Origin of the sequence: Enhygromyxa salina, from assembly GCF_000737335.2 — a bacterium.
GTDB classification, from domain to species: Bacteria; Myxococcota_A; Polyangia; order Nannocystales; family Nannocystaceae; genus Plesiocystis; species Plesiocystis salina_C.
This window is the reverse complement of sequence record NZ_JMCC02000042.1, coordinates 58,682-67,245: the sequence shown is the minus strand read 5'-3', so window position 1 is coordinate 67,245 and position 8,564 is coordinate 58,682. Positions and strand designations below refer to the sequence as shown.

The 8,564-nt window shown below is 65.7% G+C and carries 8 protein-coding genes; 7 read left to right on the top strand and 1 reads right to left on the bottom strand.

The window, feature by feature from the left end:
* Positions 1 to 1,211 precede the first annotated feature (1,211 nt).
* From DB30_RS17285 to DB30_RS17255, 7 genes are all read left to right on the top strand, one after another.
* Complete coding sequence (locus DB30_RS17285) at positions 1,212 to 1,844, top strand: hypothetical protein (RefSeq protein ID WP_146659330.1); 633 nt, start codon at positions 1,212 to 1,214, stop codon at positions 1,842 to 1,844.
* A 15-nt stretch (positions 1,845 to 1,859) separates the two neighbouring features.
* Complete coding sequence (locus DB30_RS17280) at positions 1,860 to 2,216, top strand: hypothetical protein (RefSeq protein ID WP_052550262.1); 357 nt, start codon at positions 1,860 to 1,862, stop codon at positions 2,214 to 2,216.
* Positions 2,217 to 2,345: 129 nt separating this feature from the next.
* The gene (locus DB30_RS17275) at positions 2,346 to 2,582 is read left to right on the top strand and encodes a hypothetical protein (RefSeq protein ID WP_052550260.1); all 237 of its coding nucleotides are present in this window, start codon (positions 2,346 to 2,348) and stop codon (positions 2,580 to 2,582) included.
* A gap of 673 nt (positions 2,583 to 3,255) precedes the next feature.
* Positions 3,256 to 3,795, top strand: coding sequence for a nucleotide exchange factor GrpE (locus DB30_RS17270; protein WP_052550257.1), 540 nt, complete (start codon positions 3,256 to 3,258; stop codon positions 3,793 to 3,795).
* Positions 3,792 to 5,534 (top strand): Hsp70 family protein, encoded by a 1,743-nt coding sequence (locus tag DB30_RS17265; protein ID WP_052550255.1) that lies wholly within the window; start codon positions 3,792 to 3,794, stop codon positions 5,532 to 5,534. Before DB30_RS17270 ends, DB30_RS17265 begins: the two co-directional genes overlap by 4 nt.
* On the top strand, positions 5,534 to 7,723 hold the full coding sequence (locus tag DB30_RS41505) for a hypothetical protein (protein ID WP_205633008.1): 2,190 nt from the start codon (positions 5,534 to 5,536) through the stop codon (positions 7,721 to 7,723). The genes DB30_RS17265 and DB30_RS41505 overlap by 1 nt, the downstream gene beginning before the upstream one ends.
* Positions 7,723 to 8,118, top strand: coding sequence for a J domain-containing protein (locus tag DB30_RS17255; RefSeq protein WP_052550253.1), 396 nt, complete (start codon positions 7,723 to 7,725; stop codon positions 8,116 to 8,118). Before DB30_RS41505 ends, DB30_RS17255 begins: the two co-directional genes overlap by 1 nt.
* Here the strand turns inward: DB30_RS17255 and DB30_RS17250 are convergent.
* Positions 8,110 to 8,496, bottom strand: coding sequence for a hypothetical protein (locus DB30_RS17250; protein ID WP_052550251.1), 387 nt, complete (start codon positions 8,494 to 8,496; stop codon positions 8,110 to 8,112). The genes DB30_RS17255 and DB30_RS17250 overlap by 9 nt on opposite strands.
* Positions 8,497 to 8,564: the final 68 nt, after the last annotated feature.

Sequence of the window (8,564 nt, the reverse complement as noted above, 5' to 3'; positions counted from 1 at the left end):
ACAGGCGACGCTCGAGACACCGCCTGGTGACCTTGTAGCGACAGTTGGGCAGAATCGGCCGAGCGCGGACCCGCGCGTGGGGCCGCGTCTCGGCGCGGGCCCGGTTCGCTACACGGCGGTCAGCGCTGGCTTGTTTCTGGGCGGAGGAAAGGGCCACGCCAGGATGTCGGCCCGCGGGCGGCTGTGTTGCAGGGTTTCTTGCGTGACCGTGGGCGGCCCACTTGGCCGGCGAGTGATCGGAGGATCAAAATGAAGACTCTCAGTCCGGTTCCCCCGGTTCCCCCCAGTGATCGGAGGATCAAAATGAAGACTCTCAGTCCGGTTCCCCTCGGTGCACGTGAGTTCGTGAGTTTTGCATCGCGCTTTCCGGGGAGTTGCGTTGCCGAAATGACGAACCTAGCTAGGGAGGCACCTCCTGGCACGACCATCCAGACTCATGAAGTTGCCGTCGGGGACATCGTGGCTACTGTGGAGCAAAGGGCTGCGCGACTGGAAGCGGTTGGGCGCAGCGTCCCGGGGTTCAGCGAATACGTCGGGAATCTGCGGCTCTTGAGTGACAATGTGCGTCTAACGGAACATTATCTTCGGCTCCAAGGGCGGACGTTTCGCCTCACCGTGACCGCAGATACCGATCATTTTGTTGGGTGTCTTGCGACCAAGGGTCCAGCATGACGGGAAAGAAGCGGCTCTCCTACAGTTTTGTGGGTCGGTGGAGAGCCAACTTCGGCCTCCAAGGCCACAGAGACGGCCACAAAGCAAGCGGAGATACCGGACGGGGAGTCTCCTCGGTGACACGCATCGGCCGAGAACTCAGCCTCGCCCAAGAGGCTCTCGGGGGACACGCGCCGCGACTGGTCTCGCTCGAGCGCTCCATCATTGAAGGCGTTAGTGAGGAGGAGGCGTTTGAACGTGATGCCGCCCGCTGGAAGTGACACTCCGCCGTCGTGAACCCTGACCGGAGCCAACCCCACTTCACGAGCCCAGCCGTCACCGGGTTCGGGATGGTATAGACCATGTCCATGAGGGGCTCGTCGTCGGTCGCCCGCTGCGTGTCACAGGGCCCGTTCCCCGACCACACCGTGTCGACGCTGCCACGGCGAACGGCCGCGTCTCGGCGCGAGCCCGGTCCGGTTTCCCCATCTCCTCTCAGTCCGGTTTCCCCATCTCCTCCCAGGCATCCCCGCCAACACAGGGTGGCACGAGCCCTGTGCATGCTGATCATCGCCGCCGCAGCGGGCTGTGCGAGCCCACCCCCCATTCCCGACACCGAACGGCCGGCTTGTGTTCCGACGCTGATCATCGACAACTCCCCGGTGTGCGCATCGGAAGTGAAGCGCCAGGTGGTGGACACCGCGACCGAGCACTTCGAGCAAAAGTTAGCTGCCGGAGCACTTTCGCCGCTGGACCTGGTCTCGATCAGCTGTGATGCCATGGCCGACGTCTCGGTTTGTAGTTATTATGCAGGCATGCCGTGGTTTTGCGGGCTGGAGGTGTGTGAACCTGGATCGAATTCAGCGTGCGGCGAGATCGCCGTGTCCGTACAAGACGGAGTCGTGGGTGGATCCGAAATTCAGCATTGTCGGGCGGACGCCCCTTGTGAGTGGACGGTGAGCGAGTCGCGAGCGCGTCGGATCATGCGACGAGCCTCCAGGGGAGCCACGCCGGGCAACGAGGTAAGGCTAGACTTTCGCAGCGCGGAGGGGCAGCCGCACGTGATGTGGTGCAGCGTGGGGACGAAGCAGGGGCGGACCAAGACTCTCGTCGATGCTCGGACGGGCGAGGTCGTGGGCTCCGGTCCGATCGGGATCGAGAGGATCATCTACCCTCGACACGTCATTGACTAACGAGTTGGGCTTTTCATGTCAAAGAAATACATCCGAGAGACCCCTCCCCCCATTAAGATGCTGATCGAGATCTTGACAAGCAGAAAGGCATCATTGAAGGTCCTTGCGCTCTGTGGAAACGTCATCGAAAGCTACCACAACTCGAGCCGACGCTCGTTGCAATCCAAGAGGTATTCTCACGAACTAAATCCAACGACAGACGAGGAGCGCGAGAAAGAAGAGGCTCGCTACTCAGTCTACAGCGAGTTGCTCGAGGAGGCCCACCGGATGGTGCTCGAGGGGTCACCCGACCATGAGCAGGTTGCGGACAAGCTGGCGCGGGCGGTGGATGTGCTGGACAGCTTTCGTCCGTATTATATATTCGAAGATTGAGTGACGAGCCGATAGATACCGGGACAAGGAGTCTCCGCAGCCTCAGACAGAACCCAAGATCTGGACTGGGAGTCTCCTTGAAGATCCGGGAACGTCTGGACTGGGAGCTCTTCGGAGGCTGGCCGGCGGGTGGACCGCACGGTCAGCATGTCCGGCGGCTCGGAGAAGTTGCTGGGCGCATTGAGTATGGCGAGCGCCCGATCTTTGTCACTCGGGACGTCGACCATCTCCGGCGTGTTGTTCGGCACCAAGCCCCATGCCGAACTGCGAAGGTCCCAGATCGGTGGCTTCGCAGCGGTGCCCGGCGAAGCCAACACCAGCCATCGAAGCGCGGCGTCGTCGAGCACGGTGAGGGACCAGTCCTGAGTCTTCGGTGAGCGGACGCTTCGCCCGCGAGGCCAGCGTCGCCCGCAGCGCGGGACGACGAGGGAAACGTTCTATCGGCTGCTCGAGCGGTACCCGCTCCCAAAGCCGAGGATCGTCCACCAAGTCGGCGCGCTGCGAGTCGGCGATGCTCGCCGCGCCTCGACATCCACCCCTGCGCGGGATTTCGGCGCGGAGAGCGTCGAGGCACCGACTTCTGCTACACTGCCGAGCCAAGCAGCCGCTAGCAAGGGCGCGAAGGTGCACTCCGATGTCTGGACGCAAGGACAAACATGGCGAGCGAGAGCGCTGCCCCGTTCACGGTCATGGTCGCCGTCTGTCACAGGAAAATATCCGTGAAATTCGCCGCTGGACCGACATCGAAAACTCCCGCGCCCGACGCCGCGGAGTAGAAGCGAAGGACCCCAAGATCACGATGTTCAGCTGCAGCTGCAATTGTTTCAATGTTGACGTCGAGTAAGCTGGCGGACTGCCGGAGTTCGGAGTCGACGAGTTCGAGGCGTACCTGCGTTGCGGCATTCTCGACTCGTCCGCGTGTGCGAGCGTCATGGCCTCGCGGTCGCGAGCCATTGCACCACGCACCGGCACCTACGCATGCACTCGCACCGGATCCATGCCATTGTCACGGGCCAAAGCTCGTGATACCTGGCAAACCATGCTTGACCGCTTCCGTGCGTTGTTTGGGCAGACGCCTCCGGCGAACGACTCGGAGCCGGGCGTAGCGGCAGACCTGGGCGCAGACCTCGAGGTCCGCCTCAAGATGATCGCGCGGGCGCAGACCAAGATCTCGGTCCGCCTCGACGAGCTGGCCGAGCTCGTGGGCACCAACCACCGCAGCGTGCTCGATCGCCTCGACGGGCCGTCGCAGACGCCGCCGGCGTCGCTCGACGAGATCTTCGACGCGCTCGATCGCCTCGACGACGCCCGGCGCACGCTCGGTGCGGAGCAGGCCGCGGTCGCCGACGGGCTGGCGGCGATCGGCTTGCGACTCGAGCGCTTCATCGCGGCGCAAGGGCTGCAGCGCCACGCCGACACAGGCGTGGTACCGCAAGGACAGCGCTTTCGGGTCGTGGGTACCCAGTACAACCCAGACCTGGCCGATGGCATCGTGACCCAAATCGTGCGCTCGGCCGCGACCCGAGGCGACACCTTGATCCGCGAGGGCGAAGTGATCGTGAACAAGAGGACGCAATGACCACTGCAAACACGGGGGTGTTTGGGATCGACCTGGGGACGACCAACTCGGTCATCGCCCGCTTGCACGACGGCGTGCCGCAGGCGCTCGAGGTTGACGGCAGCGCGATCGTGCCTTCGGTCGTCATGTACACGGAGGACGGTCGCGTGCTCGTTGGCCGTGAGGCGCGGAACTTGGCGGTGTTGCACCCCGACCGGGTCGTGCGCTCGATCAAGCGGCGCATGGGCCAGTCGGAGCCGGTGGAGGTCGCGGGCAAGTCACTGCTGCCCGAGCAAATCTCGGCCGAGATCCTGCGCTCGCTCAGCGCCGCAGCGCAGGCCACAACCGGCGAGAAGGTCAGCGACGTGGTCATCACCGTGCCGGCCTATTTCAATGACGCGCAGCGGCGGGCAACCCTGGCCGCGGGTGAGCTCGCCGGGCTGCGGGTGCTTCGCCTGCTCAACGAGCCAACGGCCGCATCGCTGGTCTACGACCACGCGCGCGCCGACCAGGCAAGCGCACCCGAGCTGGTGCTGGTCTACGATCTTGGCGGCGGCACCTTCGATGTGTCGGTGCTCGAGGTGTTCGAGGACGTGCGCGAGGTCCGAGCCACGACCGGCAACACCAGCCTCGGCGGCGACGACTTCGATGACGCGCTCGTTCGCATGTTCGTCGACGAGCTTGGTACGGCGCGCGGGCTCGAGCTCGACGCGGCCGCCAAGGCGCGGCTGCGCAGCGCGGCCGAGGCCGCGAAGATCGTGCTGTCCACCGAGCTCGAGGTCGAGGTCCGCGAAGAGTTCATCGCGGTTGCCAACTCGAAGCCGGTCCACCTGCAGCTCACGGTCACACGCCACGAGTTCGAGGCCGCGATCATGGGCATGCTGAGCACGACGATCGAGCTGGCCCAGCGCGCGATCCAAGACGCCAAGCTTGGCCCCGAAGAGCAGATTGGGCGGATCTGCATGGTCGGCGGCTCCACCCGGATCCCGCTGGTCCGCACCCTGTTGGCCGAGGCCTTCGAGGTCGACATTCACGAAGAGATCGACGTTGACTTGGCGGTCGGGCTGGGCGCGGCGATCCAATGTGGGATGCTCTCGGGTGTCAGCTGTGATCGGATCTTGGTCGACGTCGCCGCCCACTCGTTGGGCCTGCGCGCGGTCGGTGACGAGGACGATCTCTACCTCGAGGACGGCCCCGACACCTTCGTGGCGGTGCTTCATCGCAACACCGCGCTGCCCGCTGATCGGACCCGCGAGATGTACACGATGGTCGACGACCAAGAGCTCGTTCGCGTGGACGTGTTTCAAGGCGAGGCGCCGCGCTGCTCGGAAAATCTATCGATCGGGTCGTTCGAGCTCGAGCTCGAGCCCGCGCGTCGGAGCACACCCGTGCGGTTTCGTTTCGCCTACGATCTAGACGGCGTCGTGCGGGTCACGGCCTCACAAGTCGGCGCCGAGGCCAAGCAAAAGACCGTGGCGCTGCGCCTGCCCGACGCGACCCAGACCCAGCGCGACCCAGCGCGAGCGGGCCCAGCGGCGGGCCCAGCAACGGACAGGGCGACGCCAGACCTGAGCCAGATCGGGACCGACAACGCGTTGATCCGCCGGGCCAAGCGCCTGCTCGAGACGGTGAAAGACCCAACCCACGCGCAGCTGGTCCAGCTGATCTTGGCGTGGCAGGCAGCGACGCCCAACCAGCGCGAAGAGATCGAGGACGAGCTGCTCGATCTCTTCCTCGAACAAGAGGCCGGGGAGGTGTAGTGGCCAAGCGCAAGGATCGGCAGCGCCGAAAGCAGGACAAGCGCGCCGCCCGAGACCTCGAGAAGGCCAAGCGGCGTGGGGACGTGCTTGGGCTGATCACGGCCGATCTCGCGCCCGGCGAGTCCGGTGTCAGCTTCGAGCTGATCGCGGCAGAGCTCGAGCTCTGCCACCTCCACCGCGACGAGGCCCGGTTGCTCGGGTTCGCGCGGGCGCTCGCGGACCGTGCCACGCTGTTCACCAGCCACGACGAAGCGCGGGTCCAGGCGTGCAGCTGGCTGCTGATCGCGAGCGCGCTGCGGGCCCGGCAATGGGAGCTTGGCGAAGGTCTGTTGGCGAGCTTCGGCGCGAGTCTGGCCGCGCGCAGCCCCGAGCTGGCCCGCTGGTGTCGGGCCTATGTCGAGCATCGCGGGGAGCCACCCACGCAGACGCTGCGCGAGCTTGTCAGCATTGCGGCCCCCCCGGACTCCAAGCAGACCGCTGCCCCCATCCCAGCGGATCCCGCCGGTCTCGAGCAGGCGCTGTTGGCCGCTGGCGACAACCTCGAGCGCGTCGAGGCGATCGAGCGCCAGGTCATGCGCCTCGAGCCCGAACAACGTCGTCCGCTGCTGGCGATCACGGCGCAGCTCGCCTGGCGACTGGCTCTGGGCGCTGCGGTGGCCAAGCGCGCCAGGCCGTCCGCTCGCGCGCTCGTCGTGCTCGCACGCGCCGCAGATCCGATCACCGATCACGAGCTGCTGATTCGCGCGATTCGGCTGGCCCGCCAGCTGTCCGCCCCTGGAAGGCTGCCCACAGAGTTGGCGTCGCTGCTCGAGACCGCCTACCGGTCTTCGGCGCTGGGCCCGTTCGTGCTCGACGTACTCAACAATTTCCCAGCGCCGGACCACCCGTACAACGTCGACTGCGAGGCCCCGCTCGAGCTGGGCCGCCGGTTGCTCCGCGTGAGGTCGAATGGTCGGCTGTGGGTATGGACGCTGTCGTGGTGGTCCGTCGGGGCGTTTGAGCACGACGCACTGCCTGGGTGGCTGCTAGCTGTCGGCGCGAGGCTGCTGCAATCGGGCGCGCTCACGCGCGAGCTGGCCGAGCGCGTGCGCGTTGATGCCCAGACCTCGATCGAGGAGGTATGCGCCGCCGTCAGCTGGTTGGACTGGAAGGACATGCTGAAGTTCGTCGAACAGGCGCTCGAGCTCGTGCACGGCGACGCACGCCGACACTTGGCGCGACTGACCCACAGGGCGCTCGACGAGCACGAACTCACCCGCAAGTCCGTAGGCCCCAAGCGATCTCAGGTCAAGGACATGATCCTCAATATCGAGCGCACGCTCGCGTCGATGCGTAGCAACCCCAATCCTGACGACGAGGATCTGGCGCTCGAGCTCGGTGAGATGCTCGACGTGTTCCGGCTGATGCCGCCAAACCTGACGGTCCCGGCCGACTTCGCCGATCTAGATCTCCTCGTCGCCACCAACAATCAGCTCGGGCCCACGCAGCGCGCGTTCGTAGATCGCCACGCCGCGCAGCTCGTACCCCACGACGTCCAGCTGTGGTTCCAGCTCATGCTGGACGATCGCCTTCGGGAGCGCGGCGTGGAGTTCATCAATTTGCACCTGGGTGACGCGCCGAGCCTCGACCAGGTGCTACGCGTCATCCTCATCGCCGACGACCATGGCTGGGAGTCCTTGGCCACGCATGGGGTGGGCGTGCTGCTGCGTCGTTTCTCGGACCAGGCACTCGCGCTCGCGCGTGCGCTCGATTGCTTCATCGATGAGCGGGCCCCTCGCTATGCGACCAAGCCGATCGCCGTGGCGCTGCTCGCCGCGTTGGACCAGCGCGGCCACGCCGACGACATCGCCCCGAGGATCGTGCGGCTCGCGGAGCGCCACGCTGGCGTACGACGACGCACGGCCAAGAAGCCGAAGAAAACCACGGCTAAGAAAACTACGGCTAAAAAAACTACGACTAAGAAGGCTACGGCTAAGAAAGCCACGACTAAGAAGGCTGCGACCAAGAAAGCCACGACCAAGAAGGCTGCGACCAAGAAAGCCACCGCCAAGAAAACCACCGCCAAGAAAACCACCGCCAAGAAAACCACCGCCAAGAAGCAAGCCGCGCCAGAGCCGAAGTCGCGCTCCAAGAAGCGAGCCCAGACGCCGCCCCGGCAGGGCGAGCTCTTCGACTGGGAGAACTCTTGATGGAGGCCCCACCCGACCCCTTCCGCGTGCTGGGCCTCGAGCCAACCCTCGAGCGCGCGGCGATCAAGCGCGCCTACTTCGGACTGCTCCGCCACCACTCGCCGCACGCGGATCCCGAGGGTTTCCGCCGGATCCGGGACGCCTATGAGCAGCTGTCTGGTGACGGCCTGGCGGCGGCCTGGTCGGTGGCCGAGCTCGATCTCGAGCGCGAGCTGCAAGCGATCGAGGCTGAGCTCAGCGTGCGAATCGCGGCAATGCAGGCGGCCGTGCGAACGCTCGAGGCCGAGCGCCGGACAGTCACCGGGTTCACGGCGATCTTGAGCCTCACGCTCGACGACGCCGTCGCCCGCTGCGAGCCGCCCTCACCCAAGCCTGCGCCCAAACCTTCAACCTAGATCGACCCTGACGCGCTCCGAACCTGGGCCCACGCTCGCGTTCTCTGGGATCGCTACCGCGAGCTGCGCTGGCTCGCCGCTCCCCGGCCCGCCCACCTCGGCCGGTTCGCCGGGCTCCCCGAGCGCGCCGTAGAGATCGAGCGCGTCCTCGTAGCGTCGGCCCAGCCGCATGACGGTGTCCAAGTAGCGATCGGGCGCCTGCTTGGCCGCGATGAAGTCGAGCAAGGCGGCGCCCAGGCTCAGCGGGCCAAGCACGATGTCCTTGAAGCCCTCGAGCAACAACTTGACCTGGAACACCACCAGATCCCGCAACGTCCGCACGCGCCGACGTGACCGGCTGTGCTCGTCGGTCTCGCTTCGCAATTGCAGATCGCTCATCGTCGGCAATGATACCCTGGCGCTGTTCGTCATGAACTCGCTTCTCACCGCGAACCAGCCAACAGATG

Coding starts and splice junctions, on each gene's coding strand:
- DB30_RS17270 (WP_052550257.1), top strand. CDS start 3,256: ATGCTTGACCGCTTCCGTGCGTTGTTTGGGCAGACGCCTCCGGCGAAC.
- DB30_RS17265 (WP_052550255.1), top strand. CDS start 3,792: ATGACCACTGCAAACACGGGGGTGTTTGGGATCGACCTGGGGACGACC.
- DB30_RS17250 (WP_052550251.1), bottom strand. CDS start 8,496: ATGAGCGATCTGCAATTGCGAAGCGAGACCGACGAGCACAGCCGGTCA.
- DB30_RS17280 (WP_052550262.1), top strand. CDS start 1,860: ATGTCAAAGAAATACATCCGAGAGACCCCTCCCCCCATTAAGATGCTG.
- DB30_RS17255 (WP_052550253.1), top strand. CDS start 7,723: ATGGAGGCCCCACCCGACCCCTTCCGCGTGCTGGGCCTCGAGCCAACC.
- DB30_RS17285 (WP_146659330.1), top strand. CDS start 1,212: ATGCTGATCATCGCCGCCGCAGCGGGCTGTGCGAGCCCACCCCCCATT.